The following is a 24136-nucleotide window of genomic DNA, read 5'->3' on the forward strand; positions in this document are numbered from 1 at the left end:
CGACGCGTCAGAGGTCGGCAGCGCCATGACCCGAGCCTGCGACGAGCCGCCGCCCCGGCTGCGGGAGCCGAGCTTCCGGACGGGCAGGCGTGCCGGACATCCGAAGGCGGCACCCGCGAGGTCGCGTGATGCGGCGGCACGACACGTTCGTGTGCAGGAAACGGGTGGTCTCTCAGGCCAGCATTCCCGCCCGGAGCTTGCCCAGGGTGCGGGTGAGCAGACGGGAGACGTGCATCTGGGAGACGTCGAGCTCCGCGCCGATCTGGGACTGCGTCATCTCCTGGCCGAACCGCATCTCGATGAGCCGGCGCTCGCGGTCGTCCAGCTTTTCCAGGAGCGGCGCCAGAGCGTGCAGGTTCTCCACCGTCTCCATGGCGGAGTCCGGCTCACCCAGGATGTCGGCGAACGTCCTGGACGCCGCCCCCGTGGTCTCACCGGTGTCCGTCGGCATGTCGAGCGAGCCGGCCGTGTAGCCGTTCGACGCGATGATGCCTTCGATCACCTCGTCCTCCGTACGGTCCAGATGCTCGGCCAACTCCTTCACCGTCGGATCACGGTCGAGCCGGACGGAGAGCTCGTCCTTGGCCTTGGCGAGCTCCACGCGGAGTTCCTGCAGGCGTCGGGGGACGTGGACGGCCCAGGTGGTGTCCCGGAAGAAGCGCTTTATCTCCCCGACGATGTAGGGGACGGCGAAGGTCGCGAACTCGACCTCCCGCGAGAGCTCGAACCGGTCGATGGCCTTGATGAGGCCTATGGTGCCGACCTGGGTGATGTCCTCCATGTCGCCGCTGCCCCTGTTGCGGAAGCGGCGGGCGGCGAAACGGACCAGGGAGATGTTCATCTCGACAAGGGTGTTGCGCGCGTACTGGTATTCGTGCGTGCCCTCTTCGAGGACCTGCAGGCGCTCGAAGAAGAGCGTCGACAGAGCCCGGGCGTCCTTCGGCGTGACCTTGCCGGCGTCCTCGATCCAGGGCAGTTCACCTATGCGTTCCGGCAAGGCCTCGGGGGCCGACACCTCATCAGTACGTACGGTTCCGGCTGTCTGTCCAGCGATCACTGGTCCCACCCTCCCTGGTGCTGAGTGCGCTTTCAGACGAGCCCCTGCCCTGCCTCGGAAGCCCTATGCGCGAGGAACCACTTTTTCTTGCTGTGAGGAAACAGTTGTCCCTGGACATCGTAAGATGAGCAGTGCCGTCCACCGGTGCGATCCTTCGCCGCGCCGTGCTGGATCGGGTACAGGCCCCGTACGCTGGAGGCCGGGGGCCGGGGCCCGGAAGCGGTCCGGGTTTCGGCGCAGCACGACGAGAAACAGGATCACGTGGACAGATTCGCTGCGGTCGAGCGGGAGCTGCGCAAGGCCGCGCCCCATCGGCTCCTCGACGTCGTCTCGGCGGCTCTGCGGGAGCGGTTCGACGTGCGGAACGTGTCGTTGCGGCTCGCCGACTACGGCATGACCACACTCCAGGTGGTGTCCGAGGTGCCGATCGCCGAGCCGGTGCCCGTGCACGACAGCCCGCAGGGCAGGGCCTTCGGAGCGCAGGAGCCGTATGTGGAGCCTCGCAGCACGCCGGGACCGGTGGTCGTGCACCTCCCGGTGACCGTACGGGGCGACCGGCTCGGTGTCCTGACCGTCACGGCGTCCGAGGAAGGCTGTTCCCGGACGGATCTGGCGGAGATGCAGCAGATCTGCGAAGCGCTCGGCCACGAGATCCTGGTGGCCGAGCGGGACACCGACCTCTACCTCCTCGCCCGACGTGCCACCCGGCTGACGCTGGCCGCCGAGATGCAGTGGCAGTTGCTGCCCGGTCGCTCCGTGTCCCGCCCCGAATTCAGGATGGGCGCCCATCTGGAGCCCGCGTACGCGATCTTCGGCGACAACTTCGACTGGTCGGTTTCGGCCCATCACCTCACGCTCACCGTCACCAACGGCATGGGCCAGGGGATGGAGGCGGCCCTGCTGGCCAATCTCGTCGTCAACGCGCTGCGGAACGCCCGACGGGCCGGCCTCGACCTCGCCGGTCAGGCCAGCCTCGCCGACCAGGCCGTCTACGCGCAGCACCGTGGTGCGCTGCACGCGGCGGTCCTGCTGCTGCGTTTCGACCTCGCCACGGGTGAGGTGGAGGCCGTGGACGCGGGATCCCCCCGGATGTGGCGGCTGAGGGGGCGCACCGTCGATGCCCTCGAGTTCGACGCGCAGCTCCCGCTCGGCATGTTCGAGGAGACGGAGTACGTGGTACAGCACCTGCGCGTAGAACCCGGCGACCGGCTGTTGATCGGCAGCGACGGGGTCTACGAGAGCGCCTCGGGCGCGGGGGAGTACTACGGGCAGCGCGCCCTCGCGCGGTCGCTGTCCGCGCACCGCTTCCTGCCGTCCGAGCAGGTGCCTCTGGCGGTACTGCGTGACCTGCGGGACCACAGGGGGGCCGCACCGCTGGACGACGACGCCCTGGTGGTCTGCCTGGACTGGTTCGCCCGGCGATCCTCCACCGGAGCCGCGTCCGTGTGAGCCGAGCGGGCGAACCGGTCCGTCTTCACCCGGTCGACCGCAAGGGTCTCGCCCCGTCGCTGTCCTGCCCCGCGGCTGCGGCCGCGCCGCGGAAGGCCCTGAGCCCTTCGAGGAGCGAACGCCGTGCCTTGGCGGGCATGGCGTCGATGGTGGCCATGAGAATCTCTTCCCGGCGCGTGCGCAGGTCGACGAGGTACGCCCTGCCATGGCTGGTCAGCCGGAGCTCCAGCTCGCGGCGGCTCACCGGGCTCGGGGCACGCTCCACGAACCCGGTGGCCTGCAGCCGGTCGCACAGCCTGCTGACCGAGGGCGAGGCCGATCCCAGGGCCTCGGCGAGCATGCGCAGATTGATGCCCTCCTCCCGGTCCAGCGTGTACAGGACACGGAGCTGGGAGGGGGAGACCGGGCCCGTCGGGACGGCGTCGCGTCCGTGTTCCCAGAGGACTTCGAGGAGTTCGACGAATTCGGAACCCTCACGGGCCGCGTCCCGGGACCGCTGGTCGGCTTCGGGGTTCAGGCCCATTTCGATGACACTCCGATTCGGCATTGCCTCACTGGTCCGTCCGGCCACCGGACCGAGCGAGGCGCCGGACATCCGATGCGCTCGTGCGGAAAGCCAGGACAAGGGTTCCGGGACACACGCGTGGCCCCGAATATCGTACCCCTGACCGCCGCGGACTTCCGAGAGTCGCGTCCGGCACCCATATGTTGCCATGCGGCAACAGTTGTCATCGGGTACGGTTCCGCAGGCGACATCCGATGCGTGATCATTCGGCGGTCACCGTCGGTCCCGCCGCGACGGCGCCCGCTCCCGGCCTGGAGTTCTGATACCCATGACACCGCACCAGCCCCTCACTCTCACTGTCCGGCACCCGGCGGACTCGATCGCGGTCCTCACCGTCGCGGGCGAGATCGACGTGGACAGTGCGCCGGCCCTGCGGACGAGGGCTCTGGAACTGATCAGGCAGGGCAGACCGCACGTGATCCTCGACCTGACGCCGGTGGAGTTCTGCGACTCGTCCGGTCTCAACACGATGATCGGCATCCTGCGGTACGCGAAGGACCGGCACGGCTCCCTCTCCCTGGCCGGCACGCCCCCGCACCTCATCAGGCTGCTGGCCGTCACAGGGGTCGGCGAACTGATCCCGGTGCTTCCCACGGTCACGGAGGCCCTGACTCACGTCGTCATGCCCGGAGAGACGCCGGAGGAGTGCGGGACCCGCCAGACGGACGAGGACTCCCCGGCGAGGCCCGCACGCGGCCGGTAGCCCATCGGCGAGGTGAACGCGGCGCGACACCTCCGGCCGCAGGCCGGCCCCTCGCGCGGTTCCTGTCACGGCCCGCGCCAGACATTGGCGAACGCGGCGTTCTCGATGGCCCGCCTCTGCCGTACGGCCTCGAGCTCCATCACCGCGTCACCGACGGCGAGGAGCACCGTCGTCACGCCCTCGTCCTCGGGTCCCGGCTCGTCCTCCGGTCGTCCGCCGGAAACGCCCGCTGCCGACGCGAGGGCCGCGAGCACGGGCTCACCGTCCTCCCAGCGGTCCAGAGCCCGGCGACGGGAGGGAGTGTCGGCCGCTTCCATACGGTCCGCTCCGGACGGGAACCGGCCCCGGCGTCCGTGGCCCAGTTCGCCGTCCTCTTCGAGCGCGGCCTGATAGACGTCGGCGAGTTCGCGTCCCCGCCGCCACAGCCAGTCGTCGACCCGTTCGTACGGCTCCTGTCCGTCGAGCGCCGACGCGGCCGCGGCCAGGAGGCGATCATCCACGGCCGGCTGTCCTTCCGGGACGATCCGGTCGCCGTCCAGGGTGACCGCGCGAACCGAGACGAGGTCGATGAGCTCCGCCCCCGCCAGTGCGAGCGACAGGTCTCCCTGCCCCACGGGCCGGTCCGGCGACCCCAGACGCAGTGCGATGATGAACAGGTCTTTCGCCGTGGTCATGTACGGCCCCCTCGGATTCGTCCGACGTCGTCGAAGTCGTATGTCTGCTGGAGCGCATCGGCCTTGCCCGCGCCGGGCCCCAGCAGACAGCATGCCGCCCCCCGCGCCCCGGCGTCGGCCGGGGCGCGGGGGGCGGACGGCCCGTAGGCCCGGTGCGTCGTGGTACGCCCCGGTATCAGGCCTTGTCCTGCATGGAACGGCGCGCGGGGTTGCCCTGTTCCGACGCCTTGGGATCCTTCTCACCCGCCTTGGCGCGCACCCCCTGCTCGACGCGCTTGCCGATCGTCTTGTCGATGTTCGACCAGTACTCGAACGCCCGCGCCAGCACCGGCTCGGACACGCCGTTGAGCAGGTGACCGACGACGTTGTCCACGAGCCGGTCCCGAGCCGCGTCGTCCAGCACCTCGCGCACCATGGTGCCGGCCTGGCCCCAGTCGTCGTCCTCCGCGTGGTCGACGTACGCCGCGCGGGTGATCTCCCCGTCGGCGTGCCAGCTCGGAGGGGATCCGTAACGCGTGGTGTCGGCCGCCGGTCCGCCCTTCGAGTTCGGGGCGTAGACGGGATCGGTGGTCTTCCGGTACGCCATCGCTCCGTCCTTGGAGTAGGTGTGCACCGGGACGACGGGCGCGTTGACGGGGAGCTGCTGGTAGTTGGCTCCGATGCGGTAGCGGTGGGCGTCCGCGTACGAGAAAAGCCGTGCGAGCAGCATGCGGTCCGGGCTCGGGCCGATGCCGGGGACCAGGTTGTTCGGCTGGAAGGCGGCCTGCTCGATCTCGGCGTGGTTGTCCGTGGGGTTGCGGTCCAGCGTCATCTTCCCGACCTTGATCAGCGGGTAGTCGCCGTGCGGCCACACCTTGGTCAGGTCGAACGGGTTGAACCGGTAGTCCACCGCGTCCTCGTACGGCATGACCTGGACGTAGAGCGTCCACGTCGGGTAGTCGCCGTCGCGGATGTGCTCGAAGAGGTCACGCATGTGGTAGTCGGTGTCGGCCGAAGCCATCTGGTCGGCCTCGTGCTGGGTGAACGTCTCGACGCCCTGGTCGGTCTTGAAGTGGTACTTCACCCAGGAGCGCTCACCCTGCGCGTTGATCCACATGTACGTGTGCGAGGTGTAGCCGTTCATGTGACGCCAGCTGCGCGGGATGCCGCGGTCGCCCATCAGCCAGGTGACCTGGTGGGCCGACTCGGGTGAGAGGGTCCAGAAGTCCCACTGCATGTCGTGGTCGCGGAGGTTGTTGTCCGCGCGGCGCTTCTGGGACCGGATGAAGTGCTGGAACTTCATCGGGTCCTTCACGAAGAACACGGGGGTGTTGTTTCCCACCATGTCGTAGTTGCCTTCGCTCGTGTAGAACTTCACCGCGAAGCCGCGCGGGTCGCGCCAGGTGTCCGGGCTGCCCCGCTCGCCGGCGACGGTGGAGAAACGGATCACGAGGTCGGTCGTGGTGCCGGGCTGGAAGAGCGCGGCCTTGGTGTAGCCGCTGACGTCCCCGGTCACCTCGAAGTGCCCGAAAGCCCCGCTGCCCTTGGCGTGCGGCTGACGCTCGGGGATCCGTTCACGGTTGAACTGGGCCATCTGCTCGATCAGGTACGAGTCCTGCAGCAGGATGGGCCCGGCGGGACCGACGGTGAGTGAGTGCTCGTCGCTCTCGACAGGAACGCCTGCGTCGGTGGTGGTCGGCTCGTGCGCTGCGCTGGTCACTTTCGTTCCCCTTCGTCGTGGGGTGTGGGTGCGGACGTGGGTCGGGGCTATGGACACGGGGCGGCTCGTCGACGTCGAGACCGGGCGTGGACCTCTGGGTGAGATACCTACGCCGACCGGTGTCTCCCCGCTCTCCAGGCATCGCCGTACCAGTAACCGGTATCAACGTAGCCAAACCTGGACGAGCGGGCCATCGGAAGTGGCGGCTCCGCCCTCTTCTTCCGGTGCGGCACAGCTGCGACCGGGCCGGGACGGGCGGAAACACCTCTGCCGGGGAATGCGGGCGGCAGGGCGGGACCTCGTCGCAGGGCCCGGCTCACGGCCTCCTGCCCACCGACCGCGGGCGTTCGGGTCCGCAGGCCGGCGGAACGAACGCCCGCGGCCATGGCCGGGACGAACGCGGCCGCGGGGCGTCGTCATGGTCGCCGCGCCGGGCCGCACGCCCGAACGCGGCCGCGGCCGTCAGCCCCAGACCGGAGCCGAGAACACGCTGGCGGAGCTGTAACCGGAGTGCGGGATCGCGGGCCAGCCCGCAGGTTCGTGCTGGGTGCGGTGGAAGTCCGCGGCCACGAGCGTCGCCAGGTTGAAGTAGGCCTCGCGGGTCTGCGGCTTCATCTTCTCCAGGTCGATCTCCGCTCCCGCCGAGAGGTGTTCGTCGAAGGGGACCACCACCACGCCCCGGCAGCGGGCGCGGAAGTGGGCCACCACGTCGTTCAGTTTGACGATCTTGCTGGTCTTGCGGGGCTCGGACACCACGGTGATGCTCCGTTGGACCAGGTCCGCGTAGCCATGCGCGTTGAGCCAGTCCAGGGTGGTGCTTGCGCTGGCGGCGCCGTCCACGCTGGACGTGGCCACGACGATCAGCTGATCCGCGAGGGCCAGCACGCCGCCCATGGCGCTGTGGAGCAGCCCGGTTCCGGAATCCGTGAGGATGATCGGGTAGTGCTGCCCGAGGCAGCCGACGACCTGGCGGTAGTCCTCGTCGTCGAACGAGGTGGAGAGGGCGGGGTCCACGTCGTTGGCCAGAACCTCCAGGCCGCTCGGGGACTGGGACGTGTAGCGGCGCACCGCCATGTAGTTGGGCAGGTTCGGGAGATCGGCGACCAGGTCGCGGATGGTCGCGTTCGTCTCCCGGCGCACCCGACGGCTGAGCGTGCCGGCGTCCGGGTTCGCGTCGATCGCCACGACCCGGTCCTGTCGCTCGGTGGCGAGCGTCGCCCCCAGGGCCGCCGTGGTGGTGGTCTTGCCGACGCCGCCCTTCAGGCTGATGACGGCGATCTTGTAGCAGTCCATCACCGGGGTGTGGAGCACGGCCAGCTTCTGCTGACGTACGCGTTCGGCACTCCTCCCCCCGATGCGCAGCTTCTTGAGACTGCCGCGGACACCGGCTTTGTTGCGCAGGAGACGGTCGGACGAGAGGTCGACCGATGAACTGTGTCCCAACGCGTTGCCGTGTCCGGGGAGCCCGATCGGCGCGGGGGCGTAGGCCGGAGCCGGCCGGTGGCCGATCGGCGGGCCGTCGGTGAACCGTGACGGCTGTGTCGCCCCGGTGTACGGGCGTGACAGAGGAGCCGCACCCGGGCGAGCGACGCCGGGCCCGTTGGCGGAGGGCTGCATCGGCTGCATTCCGATTTCGCCGGACGGGATCGCGTCGCCTGACCGTTCCAGCGGCTGAGGCTCGCCCGCCGCATACCGATCCGAAGGCGTGTGGCCCTCGAAGCCGTCCACGCTGTTCTCCTCCCTCTCGGGAGCAGGGCTTCCAGCGTTGATGTCACGGTCATTAGTCATACTGTTCAGTCCTTTCGATGATCTGGAAGAGCCCATGGAGACGGCCCCGGCGAGTCGGTGGCGGGTTGGTTCGACGATCGATCTACCGTGTGGTTCCGGTTGGCGAGGCGCCTCTTCGCGGGGGCGGCTCTCGACAACGGACGCCGGCTGTTGTGGCCGGCCGGTAGAAAGGTGCTTCTCGACTTCAGAACCCGAATTCTCAGGCTCGACGACACCGGACGCGGGGCTGTCGGAAAGCCTCAGGCCTTGCGGGAGGGCTGGGCTCATGTGCCTGGACGGAAGGAGCTCCGGAGCGTCGGCGCCCTTGGTCCCGATGGCCTTCACGCCTCGAAGCTGCGACGGTCCGACGCTCGAGCGCAGGCTGCTTCGGACCAGCATGCCGTTGTTGTCGATCGACAACTCATGCTCTATGAACTGTTCTACGGTCAGTACCTGCTTCTGCCTGATCGAAGGGCGCGGCGGTTGCCTCCAGGCCATGGCCTGCCCGTGGCCGCCCCACTCGCGCACCGACAGCGCGCGGCGTTCGGCGGCTTCCACGGCCCGCTGGACGTCCGGCGGGATCTCGATGCGACTCCGGACCCGGTACCGACCGGTCGCCAGGTCGTCCGCGCACTGCAACTGCACTTTCAGTGGGCCCATGAAGGTGTAGTGCTGTGAATCGGCGTACTCGCGCACCCTCTCGACCAGTTCCTCGCCGAGCACCACCAGGCACGTGCTGTGCAGTGCGTGATCGTCGGTGTTGAGTTCGATGACGAAGCCGTTGGGGACGACAGTGCGGTCGTGACTCCAGATTCTGGCGTTGACATCGCACTCGCGCCGGAGTGCGCCGACGAACTCCAGGGGCTGGACCGCAGACTTGAAGGCTTTGGCGAAAGCGCCGTTGACCCAGGCCTCGAAGCGCTGCTCCAGCTTGTTCAGCGTTCCCACTGTCAGCCTTCCAGTACGGATCGCCCTCCATTCGAGCGAATGTGCGTTCACTGACTGGATCCTTTTTAGCCAGATTTGGGACGTTGCTACGCTGTGTCGCCGTGATTCACTCGATCGTCTCCGCGGTAGCCCGCTTCGGCCGATTCCGGCCCCGGGGCCCGCACGGAACCCGCGTGCGACGGGGCTGAACCATCAAGGGAAGGGCGGCGGCAGACCCCGGGTGCCCTCCAGTCGGTGACTGCCGGGCGCTCCGGCCGTGGGGCGAGGCCGGAGCGCCCGGGGCCGGATCGGCCGTGGTCCCGGGGCAGGACGATCCGGTTGCGTCGTGCTACCTCCGGTCGCCTGCCCGGCCGGTGGTGAGGCGTAGGGGCGTCAGGCCGGCTGCCGGCGCCGGATCGGCGCGGATTCGGTGAGGACGTCCTCGGGGCGGCCCTGCCCCGTCAGATGGCCGTCATGCAGCAGGAGGCACGCGTCTGCCGCGCGTGCCGCTTCCAGATCGTGGGTCGCGTGGACGATCGTCACACTGTCGGCGACCAGTTCGGCCAGGACTGCCGTGATCCGGTCCCTCGCCTCCGGGTCGAGCCCGGTGGTGGGTTCGTCGAGGAGCAGGAGGTCCGACTCCTGCGCCAGTCCCTGAGCGATCAGGGCCCGTTGCCGCTGCCCGCCCGACAACTCGCCGAGCTGGCGGGCGGCGAGATCTCGTATGCCCAGCCGGTCGAGCGCGGTGTCCACCGTCGTCAGGTCCCGCCTGGTCAGCCGGCGCCAGAGGCCGCGCTCGCCCCAGCGCCCCATCTCCACGGTCTGCCGGACGGTCAGTGGCAGGGCGTCGCCGACGGCGCCGCGCTGCGGGACGAAGGCCGGTGGCCGAGTGCCTTCGTGGCGGAGATGTCCCGATGTCGGGTCGATCACGCCGGCGAGCACGCCGAGCAGCGTCGACTTCCCGCTGCCGTTCGGGCCGACGAGCGCCGTCGTGGCCAATGCCGGTATCGACCCGCTGAGTTCATGGAGCACCGGCCGGCCGGGATAGCCGGCGCACAGGTCGGTGAAAAGGATGCGTGCGGCGGGGGCCTGCGGAGCGGCGGGTGAGAGGCGATGTTTGTTGAACATGATTTTCATTGTAGTGTCGCGGCATGGAATGGTTGACGGCACCGTTCGAGGTGACCTTCGTGCAGCGAGCCCTGTGGGGCGGAGTCCTGGTGTCCGCGATCTGCGCGCTGGCCGGGACGTGGGTGGTGCTCCGCGGCATGGCCTTTCTCGGGGACGCCATGTCCCACGGGCTGTTGCCGGGAGTGGCGCTGGCCGCCCTGTTCGGCGGGAACCTGCTCGTCGGAGCCGTGGCGAGCGCCGCGGTGATGACGGCGGGAGTGACCGCGCTCGGACGTACTCCGAAGCTCTCCCAGGACACCGGGATCGGCCTGCTGTTCGTGGGCATGCTCTCGCTCGGTGTCATCATCGTGTCGCGATCGCAGTCCTTCGCCGTCGACCTGACCGGCTTCCTCTTCGGTGACGTCCTCGCCGTCCGGGAGCAGGACCTGTTCCTGCTGGGAACCGCTCTGCTGGTGGCGTCGGCCGTCTCGGTCCTCGGCCACCGGGCCTTCCTGGCCCTGACGTTCGACCCACGCAAGGCCCGGACACTCGGACTGCGTCCTCGTCTCGCGCACGCGGTACTCCTCGCTCTCCTGGGCCTCGCGATCGTCGCCTCGTTCCACATCGTGGGGACGCTGCTCGTCCTGGGCCTGCTCATCGCCCCGCCTGCGGCGGCGCTGCCCTGGGCGCACAGCGTCCGCGGGGTCATGGCACTCGCCGCGCTCGTCGGCGCCACCGCCACCTTCGGCGGGCTGCTGCTGTCCTGGCACCTGAGCACCGCCGCCGGCGCGACCGTCGCGGCCCTCGCGGTGAGCCTCTTCTTCCTCTCCCACCTGGCATCCGGCCTGCGTCACCGCCGCACGAGCCCTGCCACGCCCGCCCTCCCGAAAGCCGACTGAAGGAAATCTGTGGCGATCGACCCGACCGTCCGAAGAAACGTCACTCCATGGGCCTCGGCCGCCCTGGTACTCACCGCGCTGCTCACCACGAGTTGTGCGGGGAGGACCACCGACGATCCAGCGCCGGAGACGAGTTCCTCCGCCACCACTCCTCACGGGTACGTCGAAGGAGCGAAGGAAGCCGCCGAACAGCAGTCCCGTCTGCTGCTCAACGACCCCGGCACCGGTGACAGCCGCGTGCTCGACCTCATCACCGGCAAGGTGCGTGCGACAGCTCGCGTGGCGGGAACCGAACAGCTGGACACGGACGGCCGGTTCGGCTTCCTGCACACCGCCCGGGGCACACACGTGCTCGACAGCGGTGCGTGGACGGTGGACCACGGAGACCATGTGCACTACTACCGTGCGGCGACACGCGACATCGGTGACCTCCCCACGGGCCCGGGCACGCAGGTCCGCAGTGACGCCGCCGTCACCGCTGTCACCGACGAGGACGGCCGGACCGAGCTCTACGACCGTAAGGAACTGGAGAAGGGCGGAATCAGCTCGCTCCGCGCACTTCCCGGGGCACACGCCGGAGCCGTCATACCGTACGCGGAGCGCCTGCTGGCCCTCACGAAACGGGGCGGAGCGGCCAAGGTCTCGGTGTACGACCGTGAGGGCGAGCCCGTCGCGTCCCCGGACGCCGAGTGCGAGGACCCGCGAGGCGATGCCGTCACCGGTCGCGGAGTGGTCCTCGGATGCGCGGACGGTGCCCTGCTCGTGAGCGAGGAGGACGGTGTCCTCACCGCGGACAGGATCCCCTACGGCCTCGACGTGCCCGCGTCGGAGCGTGCAGTCTCGTTCCGGTACCGACCCGGCGGCGACACCCTCACGGCACCGGCCGGGAACGAGGGCGTTTGGGTCCTGGACGTCACGGACCGCGGCTGGAAACGGGTGAGCACCGGGCCCGTCGTTGCCACCGGAACCGCCGGAGAAGGATCTCCGCTGCTGGTCCTCGAGACCGACGGATCGCTGCACGGCTACGACGTCGACACCGGCGAACAGGTCGCCCGAACCGGGCCGTTGCTCACCGGTCCCCGGCCGGCCGGCACCACCGGCGGGAGCGGGCCCGTGATCGAGGTCGATCGCAGCCGCGCCTATGTCAACGACCCCGACGGAAAACGCGTGCACGAGATCGACTACAACGACGACCTGCGCGTCGCGCGCACCTTCGACGTGGACATCGAACCGCACCTGATGAAGGAGACAGGACGGTGACCACCATGCCGGGGACCGGCGCAGGCAAGCGCGCGAGAGTAAGGGTGGCACGGTTGCGCAGCCTCTTCATGGGCCTGATCGCCCTCACCACAGCCGCTGCGGGAACCGCCTGTACCACCGGTGGCGACCAGCCCCGCATCGTCGTGACCACCAACATCCTCGGTGACATCACGCGCGAGATCGTCGGGGACGAGGCCGAGGTCACCGTCCTCATGAAGCCCGACGCGGACCCGCACTCCTTCGGCCTGTCAGCCGTGCAGGCCGCCGAGTTGGAACGTGCCGACCTCGTGGTCTTCAACGGCCTCGGCCTGGAGGAGAACGTACTGCGTCACGTGGAGGCCGCCCGCGAGTCCGGGGTCGCCACCTTCGAGACCGGCAAGGCCGTCGATCCGCTCACCTTCCGCGCGAGCGACGACGGAGGCCCGGGGGAGGAGGCAGGACGACCGGACCCGCACTTCTGGACCGACCCGGACCGGATACGCAAGGCATCCGGCCTGATCGCCGACCAGGTCGTCGAACACGTCGACGGTGTGAGCGAGCAGGCGATCCGCGCCAACCTCGCCCACTACGACGAGCAACTGGCCAACCTCACCGGCTGGATGGAGGAGTCCTTCGACAGGATTCCCGAGGACAGGCGTGCCCTGGTGACCAACCACCACGTTTTCGGCTATCTCGCCGACCGCTTCGGCTTCCGGGTGGTCGGGGCGGTCATTCCCAGCGGCACGACTCTCGCCTCCCCGAGCTCGTCCGACCTGCGGGAGCTCACCCGGGCCATGGAGGAGGCGGGGGTGCGGACCGTGTTCGCCGACTCCTCCCAGCCCAAGAAGCTCGCCGAGGTGCTGCGCGCGGAGCTGGGCGGCCGGATACGCGTCGTCGCGCTGTATTCGGAGTCGCTGACCCGCGAGGGCGCCGGCGCCGGTACCTACCTGCAGATGATGCGCGCCAACACCACCGCCATGACCGACGGTCTGACCGGCGGCTGAACACCCCCTGCCCACGCGGAGCACGGCCGCGCCGTGCCCGCCCCGCATCACCCGCCGCGACCTCGCGGCCGAGAAAGGAAGCAACACCGATGAACAAGTCGATACGCAACAGATCCCTCACCGGAGCGGCACTCGCCCTGGCAGTGGCCACGGTCCTGACGGCGTGCGGAGGGGAGGGCGCCTCCTCGTCGACCGCGAAGGCGAAGGACAAGCCGAGTGCCGGGTCGGCGGACCCGGTCGGCAACCCCCTCGTCGCCACCTACGACGGTGGCCTGTACATCCTCGACGGCGAAAGCCTCGAGCTCGCCGGGACCGTCGAGCTGTCCGGCTTCAACCGCGTCAACCCTGCCGGGGACGACGACCACGTCGTCGTCTCCACCGACAGCGGCTTCCGCGTGCTGAACGCCACCGGACAGAAGCTCACCGACATCGAGTACGAAGGGGCCAAGCCCGGCCACGTCGTCCGCCACGCGGGGAAGACCGCCCTCTTCACCGACGGCACCGGGGAGGTCAACGTCTTCGACCCCTCCGAGCTGAGCGGAGGAGAGAAACCGGCCGGCCGCACCTATGCCTCGGCCGAGGCCCACCACGGCGTCGCCATCGAACTGAGCAACGGTGAACTCCTCAGCACCCTGGGCACCGAGGAGAAGCGCACCGGAGCCCTGGTACTGGACAAGAACAACAAGGAGACCGCTCGCAACGAGAACTGCCCCGGCGTCCACGGCGAGGCCGCGGCCCGGGGAGAGGCCGTCGCCGTCGGCTGTGAGGACGGCGTGCTGATCTACAAGGACGGAACGTTCACCAAGGTCGACGCACCTGACGACTACGGGCGGATCGGCAACCAGGCCGGCAGCGACCTCTCCCCGGTACTCCTCGGTGACTACAAGACCGACCCCGAAGCGGAACTTGAACGGCCGACCAGGATCTCCTTGATCGACACCGAGACGGCGAAGCTCCGCCTCGTCGACCTGGGCACCAGCTACTCGTTCCGCTCGCTCGCCCGGGGCCCGCACGGCGAAGCCCTGGTCCTCGGCACCGACGGCTTCATCCACGTCGTCGACCCGGACACAGGCAAGGTCGAGAAGAAGATCCCCGCGGTCGGCAAGTGGCAGGAGCCGCTGGACTGGCAGCAGGCCCGTCCCACCCTCTTCGTACGCGATCACACCGCATACGTATCCGACCCGAACAAGAACGCTCTGCACGCCCTCGACCTCGACGACGGCAGAAAGCTCGCCTCCGTGACTCTGCCCAAGAGCACCAACGAACTGTCAGGCGTGGTCAAGGGCCACTGACCCGTACTGCCGCCCCGGACGCCGGGGCGAACCGTGTCGTGTGGCCGCTCCGGCACCCCGGAGCGGCCACGCACGTCCAGGGCCTGGCCCAGCGCCCAAGCGGCGCCCGACGGCCTCGACCGCCTGGCGGCCGTCCGGGTCACGGCGCACACAGGCCGGGGAGGGCGGGGGTCCGGGAAGGACTGCGACCTGGGCGACGGGCAGTCGCCCCGCCTCTGCGCGAGCGCGTCCGAGCGTGGATTCGCCTACCGATGCTTTCAAGCCGGTGCCGGGAGGCCTCGCGAAGACCGCCGTTACCGCGGACGTCCCTCCGGCCTGGTCCCCACCGAATATTCGGCGAGACGTGAGTCGCAGGCGTCGCTATGGTGGGCCGATGGCGTCGATCAAGCACGTTCAAATCACCTTCGACTGCGCAGAACCTGAGCGCGTCGCACGCTTCTGGTGCGAGGTGTTGGGGTACGTCGTACCGCCGCCGCCGGACGGATTCGCCACCTGGGACGACTACCACCGCTCGCTGCCGGTGGAACAGCGGGGTGCGTCGTTCGCCTGCGGCGATCCCGCCGGTGCGGGCCCGCGGTTGTACTTCCAGCGCGTTCCCGAAGGGAAGGTGGTCAAGAACCGGGTCCACCTCGACGTGCGAGTGGGCACCGGACTCGTGGGTGAGGAGCGCCTCGCGACGCTCCAGGCCGAATGCGCACGGCTGGTCGCGCTCGGCGCGGTCCGTCAGCGTGTACTGCTCGCCGACGAGGAGAACGAGTCCTGCATCGTGATGCAGGACATCGAGGGCAACGAGTTCTGTCTCGACTGAGCGGCCGGGGTTCTTCGTCCTGTTCCTCCCGCCCCACGACGAAGAACCCCCGGCCTGCACCGGGCCATTGGTGCGCATCCCCGGACAGCCCGCATGGGATCCGGGTGCCGCCCGGCCAACCCACCAGACACCGCTCAGTGAGGTGTGTGGCCGGTGCGCTCACCGCTTCGGCATCCGGCACCGCCGATGTAGTAGGCGTTGAGGTAGTTCGGCCCCGCCCCCGGAAGCTGTGTCTCGCCGGGGTTGACGCAGAGGTGGAAGTCGTTGGTGCTGCCGCCTCCTCTGACGTCGACGTGAATGCGGACCGTCGTGGTTCCGCAGTGCCTGTAAGCGGCGAACTGGGACTCCCGGACGCTGTACCTGAAGAAGCCGCACGTCGTGGCGGCAGTCGCACGGGCCGGCCGTAGTTCCGGACCCAGAGCGGATCGGGCGGCCGCAGAACCTCCCGACGTCACCGTGGCGGCCATGATGAGCGCGCTCGACGCAACTGCGCGGGCAATTCGAGTAGAATGCGTAGAAAGGTTTGGGGAGAGCTTCACGTACATTCCTCACGCCGGGCCATGACGGACGATCAGTTGGTTGGATGTGCCGGCGCTGTGCCGCCAGTCTGCGGGGTACTCACCAGCACGACAAACCCTAACTCCAAGTGTTGGAGATGTGACCCTGAGTCACCGAAACGGGCGATGCGGCGGAACGAAACCCACTCCATGGGTTTTTCTGGACGCAGGTGGACAGTTCGGTGATCGTTTTAGTCGGTCCGCACCCTGCGATTCCGCTGCTCGACAACGGCAGGATCGCGACCACAGAGCCGTTTTTCCTGGAAGCGGCCCCGGAGCGGCTCAGGCCCGTAACGACTGACTGCGACGGTATGGGTGTGGGTCACGAAGCGTTCGACCGGGCCGGCGCCCGCAACCTCAGCCGCGCGGCGCTTCACCACGCTGCGGCACGCGCCGAGTCCTTCACCTCGCAGGTCGCCGCAGGAAACCGTGCGTCGCACCGGGCGCAGTGGGTACGCGACGTGCGACACCGGCCCGCCCCCGCACCAGGAGGGCGCGCGCACCGACGGGAGCAACGAGATGACTGACCGCAGGCCCCAGGGAACCGCCTACACGGGGGCGGAGGCCAGCCCGCCGCCGATACCCGCCGACATGCCGGACCAGCAGGCCCAGGACGGCGAAGATGCCCTCGATGTGATCGTCCCGCCCGGGACGGCGGATCAGGAATCCGAGTCCGGCACCGACGTGCCCGACCCCGACGAAGCCGGCTCGGGCCGCGAAGCCGCCCGTAATGCCGGAGTCCACCCCGAACACCCCGCCCCGGACGAGTCGACGGGCTGAGCCCCTGGGCCCCGCGGACCCCGGACACCCCGCTGGTCTCACGTCGGGAGGCAGGGATGAGTCTGCGGCTTGCGGCGTACGCCGTGTGTGTCGAGGACGGGCGAACGCTCTTGGCCTGTCGCGTGCCACGAAGGGCCAGGCCACCTGGGCTCTTCCGGGCGGGAGGGTCGAGCAAGAGGAAGACTTGTTCGACGCGGTGGTCGTGCGTCCGCTGGGCGTGGAATCCCGGCTCATTCCCGCAGTCGAACGCACCGTGCCGGGGAGACCGGACCATCAGATGTAGGATTCTTCCACCAGTTCCGCGTCCTCCGGTCCGAGCCGAACGGTGAGACCACGGAGTCCGTCCGGACTCCGGTACCCGACCCGCGCCGGTCGTCACCGGTCGACATCGACATCGACAGCGGCCTCGCGCTGGCGCGGGGATCTGTCCGCGAACGGCAACGTCGACGCAGTTCCGGTCGGCGGTCCGATCCAGCACAGAGACAGGCTCGGCAGGGGCGGCACGGTGGTTCAAAGCCATGACGCAGGAGATGTGATGCTGTCGGGATGGCAGATCGACGTGAGATCGCATTCGTCCGCCGGCCGGCGCTGGACCCCTCCGACCAGGGCGGGCCGGCCGCGCTGCTCGCCGCCTACCATCTGCAGACGCAGGCCGAGAAGGGCGAGGCCGTCGCTGACGCGGACCGGTTGCCGGAGCGCTACCGGGCCGAGGTCCTGGACCCGGACGCCGCGTTCGCCGACGATGCCGTGCTGGTGGCGTCTCACCGGAACACCGCCGTCGGCTGCCTTGTCGTGACCGCGCCTGTCGGCGGGCGGTGCGAGATCAAGAGGCTCTGGACAGCCCCGGAATTCCGGGGGAGGGGCATCGCGTCCGGCCTGATCGGCGCCGCCCTCGCACACGCTGCGGATGCCGGAGTCAGCACGGTGCGCCTGTCGGTGTGGGAGTGGCGGACGGACGCCATCGCCCTGTACGAGCGGCACGGGTTCACCGTCACCGATCCCTGGGACGCTCGGGACCGGCTGGTGTGCATGGAGCGTGCCGTGTGAGCGGCCACCCGACCGTCGCCGCGAGCGAGGCGGCGTACCCCGACGTGGTGCCGGAACACGCCGCCCTCCGAACGGACCGGATCGCGGCGGGCCCCGACCGGCTGGCCCGCCCGTCGCCGGCTACTTCGGGTCGCGGCCGAAGAGCGATGTGGACCAGAGGTGGCCGAGCACGGTCAACCCCAGGCACCAGCCGAGAGCGAGCCATCCGTTGTGGCCGATCTCGCTGCCGAGCAGTAGCCCCCGGAGGGTTTCGATTGCCGGAGTGAAGGGCTGGTACTCGGCGATCGGCTGGAACCAGCCAGGCATGGCGTCGACGGGGACGAAAGTGCTGGAGACGAGCGGCAGGAAGATCAGCGGGAGGGCGTTGTTGCTTGCCGCCTCGGCGTTGGGGCTGGACAGGCCCATGCCGACCGCGATCCAGGTCAGCGCCAGGGCGAACAGCGTGAGCAGCCCGAACGCCGCGACCCACTCCGTAGCGGTTGCGTCGATGGCGCGGAATCCGATGGCCACCGCGACGAACCCGACGAGTACCACGCTCATCACGCACTGCAGCACGCTGCCCAGAACGTGCCCGACGAGCACCGACTCCCGGCGGATCGCCATGGTGCGGAAGCGGGCGATGATGCCCTCGTTCATGTCGGTGGACACGGAGACGGCGGTGCCCACCACGGTGGAGCCGACGGTCATCAGGAGGATGCCCGGGACGAGATACGCGATGTAGTCGGACCGGTCCGCGCCGCCGCTCCCGATACCCGCACTCATCACATCGCCGAAGACGTAGACGAAGAGCAGCAGGAGCATGACCGGGGTGAGCAGGAGGTTCAGCGTGAGGGAGGGGTAGCGGCGGGCGTGCAGGAGGTTGCGGCGGAGCATCGTGTTCGAGTCGCGTACCGAGAGGGCGAAGGTACTCATCGAGCCTCCTCCTTGGGCTGGTCCCTGGACTGGTCCTTGGTCTGGGCGGGGACGGTGCCGGGGCCGGTGAGGGCGAAGAAGACGTCGTCGAGGTCGGGGGTGTGGACGGTGAGTTCGTCGGCCTCGATGCCGGCGGTGTCGAGGCGGTCGAGGATGGTGCGCAGGTCGCGTTGGCTGCCGTCGCTGGGGAGTTGGAGGGTGAGGGCCTCGTCGTCGGGGGCAGCGTCGGTCAGGGTGGCGGCTGCGTGCCGGTAGGTGGTGGGGTCGGTGAAGCGGAGGCGGACGTGGCCGCCGGGGATGAGGCGTTTGAGTTCGTCGGCGGTGCCTTCGGCGGCGATGCGGCCGTTGTTCAGGACGGCGATGCGGTCGGCGAGTTGGTCCGCCTCCTCGAGGTACTGGGTGGTGAGGAAGACGGTGACGCCGGTGCTGACGAGTTCGCGGATGATGCCCCACATGTTGTGGCGGCTGCGGGGGTCGAGGCCGGTGGTGGGTTCGTCGAGGAAGATGATGCGGGGGTCGCCGACCAGGGTCATGGCGATGTCGAGGCGGCGTTTCATGCCGCCGGAGTAGCCGGAGGCGGGTCTCTTCGCGGCGTCGGTGAGGTCGAGGCGTTCCAGGAGTTCGGTGGTGACCCGCCGTCCCTCGGCCTTGGGCAGGTGGTGCAGGTCGGCCATGAGGAGCATGTTCTCCTCGCCGGTGATCAGCCCGTCCACGGCGGAGAACTGCCCGGTCACACCGATCGCCGCCCGCACTCCGTCCGGTGACGTGGCGATGTCGTGACCGGCGACCTGCGCCTGCCCGCCGTCGGCGGAGACGAGCGTGGAGAGGATCTTCACGGCGGTGGTCTTGCCGGCGCCGTTCGGTCCGAGCAGGGCGAACACGGACCCGGCGGGGACGCGCAGATCGATCCCGTCCAGGACGGTCTTGTCGCCGTACGACTTGCGCAGACCGATGGCGGAGACGGCGGCCGTATTGGATGTGGGCATGACAGGTGGAGGCATGGTGCCCTTCCGTTCGAAGGTCGAAGTGACGAGGAGTGGGCGAGCGGGCCGGCCGAGCTCAGTCCTTGGCGCGGCGGATGTCGATGTTGCCCCAGCGCGTGCGGGCGCGGATCCTGACGGTGTCCTCGGTCTCCCCGGGAGCCTCGGACGCCGTCAGGGCGTTGCGTACCTGGCCGCGGCCGGAGCCGGCGTCGATCCAGGCGGCGGTGCCCTCCCGGACGCCGATGTCGATGGCGCCGTGATTGGTCTCCAGCTGGACCGTGCCGCGGGACACCCTGTCCACGCGCAGGGTGCCGTGGGCGGTGGTCGCAGTGACCGAGTCCTCGGCCCGGCGGATCTCGATGTCGCCGTTGGCTCCGCTCACCCGCAGTTCGCCGGTCGCGGCGCCCACGGTCGTGGTGCCGTGCGAGTTCTTGAGAACGGCGGGACCGTCCAGGAGTCCGACGCGCAGGCTGCCGGAACTGGTGGTGATCTCAGCCGAACCCTCGACGCGGTCCACGGTGATCGATCCGTGTGATGCGGTCAGACGCAGCGGGCCGGTGGTGTCGAGGCGGACGTCGCCGGACGACGTCTTCACGCGGACCTCGCCGAGCCGGCCCTCGCCGAGCACCTGGGCCCATGCGCCGGTCACGTCGATGTGCGAGCCCGTGGGCAGCTCGACCGTCACGTCGACGACGCCGGTACGTCCGAGGCCGAACAGGCTCGACTTCGGCGTCCTCACAGTCAGCGCGCCGTTCGCATGCGTGACTTCGGTCTGCTCGGCCGTCCGCACGTCCAGGTCCTTCCTGGGATCTCGGGGCCGCACCTCGACCACCGTGTCGCGGCGTTCGCCGGCGGTGAACTGGAGGGAGCCGGCTTCCATGTGTGCCGTGGCCGCGATCGGTTCGGGAGTGTCGAATGAAGGCATGGCTGTTCCGTCCTCCTGGTTTGTCAGGGCGTCTTCGCCGGTGGGACGTGCTGTGGGTGATGGTTGGGGCCGGGTACGGTCAGCGCACCCAGCCCGTGAAGCTCTGTCCGACGCTCCTGGACCTCTCCGTCGCGCGCGGCTGGGCGCCCCCGTCGACCGCGTACGACACGGCGCGCACCAGCCACGCGTTGACCGACAGGCCCTCGCGGGACGCTGCCTCCTCGGCGCGGGCCTTCAGGTGGGCCGGCAGGCGCAGATTGACCCGGGCGGTGCCCCCCTCGTCGTTGTCGGCCGGGACGGGGGCCGCAGACGGCTCGGCCGGAGCGGACGGTGCCGTGGAGGCGCCGCCGTCGGTGGGCGGGAGTGTCACGACGAAGTCGGGGTCGAGCCCGCGCAGCCGCACGTCGACCGAGCCGGGCGCGAGTTCGCGGGTGATCTCGTCCGTCGCGGCGGAGAGCACGTTGAGCATGGTCAGCCGGGTCGCCGACTCCAGGGGGGCGGTGAGCCTCTCTGCCAGCTCGCGGGCTTCCTCGCCACCTGCTTCGGCCGCCACCGCGAGTTCGCGGCGGAGCGTGTTGACATACGGAGTGAGATCCATGGCGCCATAATGGCACCATTGTGGCGCCATGCACAAGCAAGGGAGCGGCTTGGTGGTGCACTCGGCGTCAGCATCCACGTTGACCTGCGTGGACGTGCTGATATCTGCCGTGGTCGTTCTGGTGCCACGCGTGTTCACGTCGCTGTCCGGGTTGAAAGTGGCGCACGATGGCGCCATGTGGCGCCAAGCGGTTCCCGCTGATGCCACGTGGTGCCGGGTCGGCGGTGCGGGTAGGTCGGCCCGGGTGATGCAACCCGAACGGAAGCCGCCCGGCGGGGGAGGCCCTCCACCTCTCGGCCCACGGCATCCGGTATCCGTCGCCCCCGTGCGGCAGCATGAGTCGCATGGATTCACCTGCGCGGCCGGAGCGGACTCCCGATGGGCGGTACATCGTGGTCAAGGGCCGGAAGTGGCGGGCGACGGACCCGGAGATTCCCGAAGAGGTCGCAGCCCTCCTGCGCCGCCACCTCATGGCGGCACGGCGCGCGGTGGCCGCCTCGCGACGGAGGGAGGACACCGCGGCCGAGAAACGCGCCCGAAGCCGGGTGCACGCGGCGAAGGTGGCGCTCGGCGAGCGCGGAACTCCGTGGTGGGAGGAATCCCTCACCGAGCGGCGCCGGCGATGGGAAGGCGGAGTCACCGCACTCGACGCCGATCAGTCGGAGTAGGCGCGCCCGGTCCATGGCTGTCCTTCGCAGGCGACGCACGCGTCGACGGCGCCCTTTCCGGTCGGTTCCGCCATGCGTTCACAGCCCGTGGAAAGGCGCGTCCTCATGTCCGGCCGGCACCGGCAGTGACCGACCCGGCCCGGCTTCGACCGCTCCGGAGCTGAAGGTCCTGGGCTGTCACGCCGATCATGGCCGGTAGCCAACGAAGATGACTGCGATCTTCGGCCAAGCCGTCCGCGCGCGACTGGAAGCCCTTCATGTCTGGTACGTCGGCACTGTGTTCGCCGACGGTGCACCGCAGGTCAGCCCTATGTGGGTCGACCTGGAAGGGGAGGACGAGCTGTCGTTCATCGGCAGCGAGCGGTTCGAGTGGGCCATGCCGGGGGGAGCGGCGGGTGGCGGTGATCGTACGTCCGAGCAAGGTGCGGCACGTCGTCGGCGTGGAGAGGTTCAGGCCCGGCGGCCCCGTTCCCGCTTCCTGACCGTCGTGCCGGCCTCACCGCCGTCCGGCCGTGCCCGTGGCGCGCGATCCGGCAGATCAGGTCCCTCCCCTGTCCTTCCCGGTGGAGGAGGCCGCGGTGAGGGAGACGGTGTTCGCGCCGACGATCACGAGGACGGCCACCCAGGCGGCAGGCTCGAGATGCTGGTCCAGCACGACCAGACCCACGACAGCCGCGATGACAGGGTTGACGCTCATGCACACCCCGAAGAGGTGCGCCGGGACACGCCGCAGTGCAAGCAGATCGGCAAGGAACGGAACTGCCGAGGACAGCACTCCGGCAGTCAGGGCGCAGCCGAGAGCGGCCGGGGTGGGGGGATGCTGCCAGAGCGCGAGCGCACCCACCGGGACGTAGAGCGCGCCGGAGACAGCCGCAGCCGCCGCCGAGCCCTCCAGCCCGGGGAGGCGGCTGCCCACGGTGCGGTTGAGCAGGATGTAGCAGGCCCAGCACACTGCGGCGATCAGGCCCAGGCCGATGCCGAGGTAGTCGGTGGACGGGGAAGGGCGGGCCAGGACCACGACCGCGGCCGCTGCCGCCAGGGCGCACAGGGCGTCCATCCGGCGGCGGGATCCCGTCAGTGCCACCGTCAGCGGACCGAGGAACTCCAGAGTGACGGCCAGCCCGAGCCCGATGCGGTCGATGGCCGTGTAGAGGGACAGGTTCATCACCGCGAACACCAGCGCCAGCCCCAGTACCGGGCGCCATTGCTCCGAGGTGAATGACCGCAGACGCGGCCTGCCGACCCCCCAGAGAACCCCGGCCGCCACCCACTGGCGGATCGCGACGACGCCCGCGGGGCCGATCACGGGGAAAGCCAGTGCCGCCACCGACGCTCCGACCTGGTTGGACAGCCCGCTGCCCAGCATCAACGCCACTCCTGCGAAGCGACCCGTGCCCTCAGCGGGCGCGGTCTCGTCAACAGTGGCGGGAGCCTGCTCGGCGGCACTCCCGGAGATTCTCAGCACCATGCGCTCACGGTGCGGGCTCCTCCTCTATGCGCAAAATGCATCAATGACGCCATCTATACGCTGAGCGCATGGATACGCACCGAGGGGCCTCCGCGGGGCTCGAGCTGAAGCACCTGCGTTGTCTGGCAGCCGTCATCGACGCCGGCAGCTTCACGGATGCCGCGATCGAGCTGGGCGTCTCCCAGGCCGCGGTCTCCCGCAATCTGCTTGCCCTGGAGAAGATCCTCGGTGTCCGAGTGCTGCACCGCACCAGCCGGGCGGTCGCACCCACGCCGGTGGGAGTACAGGTTCTCGCCCGTGCCCGGCTCCTGCTCTCCGGTGCGGAGGAACTCGTCGCCGAAGCGGCCGCCGGGCACGCCCGCCTGCACATCGGCCATGCCTGGTCCGCCTTCGGCCGCCACACCACGGAGTTCCAACGTCGCTGGCACCGCAGCCACCCCGAGACGGAACTCCGGCTCATCCGTCACAACGCTCCCACCGGCGGGCTCGCCGAAGGGCTGTGCGACCTCGCTGTCATCCGCGCCCCACTCGATCTCGGCCCCTGGTCGCACGCGCTCGTCGGCCACGAACGACGCGTCGTCGCCCTGGCGTCCGACGACCCCTGGGCCCGCCGCCGCAGCGTCCGCATCGATGAGATCGCCACCCGCACCCTCGCCATCGACCGCCGCACCGGCACCACCACGATGAATCTGTGGTCCGAGCCCGCACGGCCCTCCGTGGAGTACACCCACGACATCGACGACTGGCTCGCCGCCATCGCCACCGGCCGCTGCGTCGGAGTCACTCCCCGGGCCACCGCCGCCCAGTACCGCCGTGACGGCATCACCTACCGTCCTCTGCGTGATGCTGTCCCCGTGCCGGTCCACCTCATGTGGCGTCGCCAGGACGCCCATCCCGCGACCCACGCCGCCGTCGCTCTCGCCATCGACCTGTACCAGGAGGGGGAGAAGAAGCGGACCTCCGCGCGTTGAGCTGTCATGAGCCGACCGGGCAGGCAGTTGTGCACAC

The 24136-nt window shown here is 69.6% G+C and carries 23 protein-coding genes and 1 pseudogene; 12 read left to right on the forward strand and 12 right to left on the reverse strand.

What is annotated here, in order from left to right; translation table 11 throughout:
• Positions 1 to 172: 172 nt before the first annotated feature.
• Positions 173 to 1015 (reverse strand): SigB/SigF/SigG family RNA polymerase sigma factor, encoded by an 843-nt coding sequence (locus tag LWJ43_RS31955; RefSeq protein WP_277335649.1) that lies wholly within the window; start codon positions 1013 to 1015, stop codon positions 173 to 175.
• Positions 1016 to 1318: 303 nt separating this feature from the next.
• Here LWJ43_RS31955 and LWJ43_RS31960 point away from each other — a divergent pair, with 303 nt between their 5' ends.
• On the forward strand, positions 1319 to 2506 hold the full coding sequence (locus LWJ43_RS31960; RefSeq protein WP_277335650.1) for a PP2C family protein-serine/threonine phosphatase: 1188 nt from the start codon (positions 1319 to 1321) through the stop codon (positions 2504 to 2506).
• A 25-nt stretch (positions 2507 to 2531) separates the two neighbouring features.
• Here the strand turns inward: LWJ43_RS31960 and LWJ43_RS31965 are convergent, their stop codons facing one another.
• Positions 2532 to 3029 carry a MarR family winged helix-turn-helix transcriptional regulator gene (locus tag LWJ43_RS31965; protein WP_277335651.1) on the reverse strand — a complete coding sequence of 166 codons (498 nt, stop codon included), beginning with the start codon at positions 3027 to 3029 and terminating at the stop codon, positions 2532 to 2534.
• A gap of 310 nt (positions 3030 to 3339) precedes the next feature.
• On the opposite strand from LWJ43_RS31965, the gene LWJ43_RS31970 reads away from it, so the two are divergent.
• Entirely contained in the window at positions 3340 to 3774 is a 435-nt protein-coding gene (locus tag LWJ43_RS31970; protein ID WP_277335652.1) for an STAS domain-containing protein, read from the forward strand.
• 65 nt (positions 3775 to 3839) lie between these two features.
• Here LWJ43_RS31970 and LWJ43_RS31975 read toward each other — a convergent pair whose 3' ends face one another.
• The 4 genes from LWJ43_RS31975 to aztA all read right to left on the reverse strand — a co-directional run bounded on the left by LWJ43_RS31975 (position 3840) and on the right by aztA (position 9978).
• Positions 3840 to 4448 carry a GOLPH3/VPS74 family protein gene (locus LWJ43_RS31975; RefSeq protein WP_277335653.1) on the reverse strand — a complete coding sequence of 203 codons (609 nt, stop codon included), beginning with the start codon at positions 4446 to 4448 and terminating at the stop codon, positions 3840 to 3842.
• A 175-nt stretch (positions 4449 to 4623) separates the two neighbouring features.
• Positions 4624 to 6147 (reverse strand): catalase, encoded by a 1524-nt coding sequence (locus LWJ43_RS31980; RefSeq protein WP_277335654.1) that lies wholly within the window; start codon positions 6145 to 6147, stop codon positions 4624 to 4626.
• A gap of 462 nt (positions 6148 to 6609) precedes the next feature.
• Complete coding sequence (locus LWJ43_RS31985; RefSeq protein ID WP_277335655.1) at positions 6610 to 8862, reverse strand: FhaA domain-containing protein; 2253 nt, start codon at positions 8860 to 8862, stop codon at positions 6610 to 6612.
• A gap of 372 nt (positions 8863 to 9234) precedes the next feature.
• Positions 9235 to 9978: a zinc ABC transporter ATP-binding protein AztA gene (aztA, locus tag LWJ43_RS31990; protein WP_277335656.1), complete on the reverse strand. Its 744-nt coding sequence runs from the start codon at positions 9976 to 9978 to the stop codon at positions 9235 to 9237.
• A gap of 14 nt (positions 9979 to 9992) precedes the next feature.
• Between aztA and aztB the strand changes: the two genes are divergently transcribed.
• From aztB to LWJ43_RS32015, 5 genes are all read left to right on the forward strand, one after another.
• Positions 9993 to 10847 (forward strand): zinc ABC transporter permease AztB, encoded by an 855-nt coding sequence (gene aztB, locus LWJ43_RS31995; RefSeq protein ID WP_277335657.1) that lies wholly within the window; start codon positions 9993 to 9995, stop codon positions 10845 to 10847.
• 9 nt (positions 10848 to 10856) lie between these two features.
• Entirely contained in the window at positions 10857 to 12107 is a 1251-nt protein-coding gene (locus LWJ43_RS32000; RefSeq protein WP_277335658.1) for a hypothetical protein, read from the forward strand.
• A 5-nt stretch (positions 12108 to 12112) separates the two neighbouring features.
• On the forward strand, positions 12113 to 13090 hold the full coding sequence (gene aztC, locus LWJ43_RS32005) for a zinc ABC transporter substrate-binding protein AztC (protein WP_277336052.1): 978 nt from the start codon (positions 12113 to 12115) through the stop codon (positions 13088 to 13090).
• 89 nt (positions 13091 to 13179) lie between these two features.
• Positions 13180 to 14382, forward strand: coding sequence for a zinc metallochaperone AztD (aztD, locus tag LWJ43_RS32010; RefSeq protein WP_277335659.1), 1203 nt, complete (start codon positions 13180 to 13182; stop codon positions 14380 to 14382).
• Positions 14383 to 14755: 373 nt separating this feature from the next.
• Positions 14756 to 15190 carry a VOC family protein gene (locus LWJ43_RS32015; RefSeq protein ID WP_277335660.1) on the forward strand — a complete coding sequence of 145 codons (435 nt, stop codon included), beginning with the start codon at positions 14756 to 14758 and terminating at the stop codon, positions 15188 to 15190.
• Between the two features lie 134 nt (positions 15191 to 15324).
• Here LWJ43_RS32015 and LWJ43_RS33155 read toward each other — a convergent pair whose 3' ends face one another.
• A complete protein-coding gene (locus LWJ43_RS33155; protein WP_462100927.1) occupies positions 15325 to 15735 on the reverse strand; it encodes a DUF6355 family natural product biosynthesis protein in 411 nt (136 codons plus the stop codon).
• A gap of 531 nt (positions 15736 to 16266) precedes the next feature.
• Between LWJ43_RS33155 and LWJ43_RS32020 the strand changes: the two genes are divergently transcribed.
• Positions 16267 to 16527 carry a hypothetical protein gene (locus LWJ43_RS32020; protein WP_277335661.1) on the forward strand — a complete coding sequence of 87 codons (261 nt, stop codon included), beginning with the start codon at positions 16267 to 16269 and terminating at the stop codon, positions 16525 to 16527.
• Positions 16528 to 17073: 546 nt separating this feature from the next.
• Positions 17074 to 17574, forward strand: a complete 501-nt coding sequence (locus LWJ43_RS32030; RefSeq protein WP_277335662.1) for a GNAT family N-acetyltransferase — start codon at positions 17074 to 17076, stop codon at positions 17572 to 17574.
• A gap of 120 nt (positions 17575 to 17694) precedes the next feature.
• Here LWJ43_RS32030 and LWJ43_RS32035 read toward each other — a convergent pair whose 3' ends face one another.
• The 4 genes from LWJ43_RS32035 to LWJ43_RS32050 all read right to left on the reverse strand — a co-directional run bounded on the left by LWJ43_RS32035 (position 17695) and on the right by LWJ43_RS32050 (position 20992).
• Positions 17695 to 18486, reverse strand: a complete 792-nt coding sequence (locus tag LWJ43_RS32035; protein ID WP_277335663.1) for an ABC transporter permease — start codon at positions 18484 to 18486, stop codon at positions 17695 to 17697.
• On the reverse strand, positions 18483 to 19487 hold the full coding sequence (locus LWJ43_RS32040; protein WP_277335664.1) for an ATP-binding cassette domain-containing protein: 1005 nt from the start codon (positions 19485 to 19487) through the stop codon (positions 18483 to 18485). The genes LWJ43_RS32035 and LWJ43_RS32040 overlap by 4 nt, the downstream gene beginning before the upstream one ends.
• A 58-nt stretch (positions 19488 to 19545) precedes the next feature.
• Positions 19546 to 20394 carry a DUF4097 family beta strand repeat-containing protein gene (locus tag LWJ43_RS32045; protein WP_277335665.1) on the reverse strand — a complete coding sequence of 283 codons (849 nt, stop codon included), beginning with the start codon at positions 20392 to 20394 and terminating at the stop codon, positions 19546 to 19548.
• 79 nt (positions 20395 to 20473) lie between these two features.
• Complete coding sequence (locus LWJ43_RS32050; RefSeq protein WP_277335666.1) at positions 20474 to 20992, reverse strand: toxin-antitoxin system HicB family antitoxin; 519 nt, start codon at positions 20990 to 20992, stop codon at positions 20474 to 20476.
• A gap of 344 nt (positions 20993 to 21336) precedes the next feature.
• On the opposite strand from LWJ43_RS32050, the gene LWJ43_RS32055 reads away from it, so the two are divergent.
• A complete protein-coding gene (locus tag LWJ43_RS32055) occupies positions 21337 to 21660 on the forward strand; it encodes a hypothetical protein (RefSeq protein ID WP_277335667.1) in 324 nt (107 codons plus the stop codon).
• A gap of 208 nt (positions 21661 to 21868) precedes the next feature.
• Positions 21869 to 22142: pseudogene (locus tag LWJ43_RS32060) on the forward strand (pyridoxamine 5'-phosphate oxidase family protein).
• 56 nt (positions 22143 to 22198) lie between these two features.
• Here LWJ43_RS32060 and LWJ43_RS32065 read toward each other — a convergent pair.
• Positions 22199 to 23026, reverse strand: coding sequence for an EamA family transporter (locus LWJ43_RS32065; protein WP_462100963.1), 828 nt, complete (start codon positions 23024 to 23026; stop codon positions 22199 to 22201).
• A 170-nt stretch (positions 23027 to 23196) separates the two neighbouring features.
• On the opposite strand from LWJ43_RS32065, the gene LWJ43_RS32070 reads away from it, so the two are divergent.
• Complete coding sequence (locus tag LWJ43_RS32070) at positions 23197 to 24099, forward strand: LysR family transcriptional regulator (protein ID WP_277335669.1); 903 nt, start codon at positions 23197 to 23199, stop codon at positions 24097 to 24099.
• Positions 24100 to 24136: the final 37 nt, after the last annotated feature.

The organism is Streptomyces sp. JH34 (assembly GCF_029428875.1).
GTDB lineage: Bacteria > Actinomycetota > Actinomycetes > Streptomycetales > Streptomycetaceae > Streptomyces.